Source organism: Neoluteolibacter marinus, assembly GCF_014904755.1.
In the GTDB taxonomy this organism is placed as follows: domain Bacteria; phylum Verrucomicrobiota; class Verrucomicrobiia; order Verrucomicrobiales; family Akkermansiaceae; genus Haloferula; species Haloferula marina.
The window spans coordinates 1-829 of sequence record NZ_JACZFQ010000166.1; the positions used below are offsets into that span (position 1 = coordinate 1).

An 829-nucleotide genomic window follows, 5' to 3' on the forward strand; every position below is an offset into this window, starting at 1 on the left:
AAATCCTGCGTTCACCCGAGAATTCCTCGATATACTGCCAGCGGAGTGATTGAAAACCCAGGGTCAGCAGGCATGTCAACCAGTCCAGCTGATTCTCCCAAAAATTTTGCGATCATATCGACGAAGCCAGCACGAATCAGTGCGTTATCTGACTTGCTCATATTTGCATCTTCAGTCGAGGCTAGATTAGAGCCTAGCTGACCCAAAATCCCCACTAACGTGAATTCTTGTGGTACTAATCCATACCTGGATAAAAGAACATCGGGCTGGGAATCGAAAAACCGTCTGCCTTCTTCAAGACGGGCGCTAATTATTGGTCCTGTCGTGCCTGTCGGGCGCATGTGCAGATGAATCCCGTCGCCAAAAATTCCCCGTGTGGCTCTGATCATTCCTGCGAGCAGTTCTCGAGGTGCGTCGAGATAAAGGATAGTCTCAATATTTGGCAGTTGTGTCTCTGGCAAGGAGGGATCAGGTGGAGTCGTGGGTCCTCCGCGCCTTGCCGTGTCATTTCGATTCTTTTTCTTGGCGGTCGGAGCCACTGATTGTGCTGGCTCTCTATCCGATTCGAAACTCTCCATTACTTGATGGATTCCATCGGCTGCAGTTGCCAAATTCAAAATGGTGGTCGATAGGTGAGTGGGGTGGAATAGCGTCGCAGGCGCAGTTATGCGAACGATCTGTCCAGGCTGGAGTCTTTCGTGCAACTCATCCCAGCCCTGAGGGGTTGATATTTCGTGCGATATGTCGCTCAAAAAGTTGAGCGACTCCAGATCGGACTCCAGGTCCTGGAACACGGCGTCGCCGAGGGATTTATCAATAACTTCTTGCT

General features: G+C 50.7%; 1 protein-coding gene. It reads right to left on the reverse strand.

The features are described from left to right. Positions 1 to 11 precede the first annotated feature (11 nt). Positions 12 to 829 (reverse strand): DUF6414 family protein (locus tag IG178_RS24320; RefSeq protein WP_193215186.1); only part of this gene is annotated, 818 nt, incomplete at its 5' end.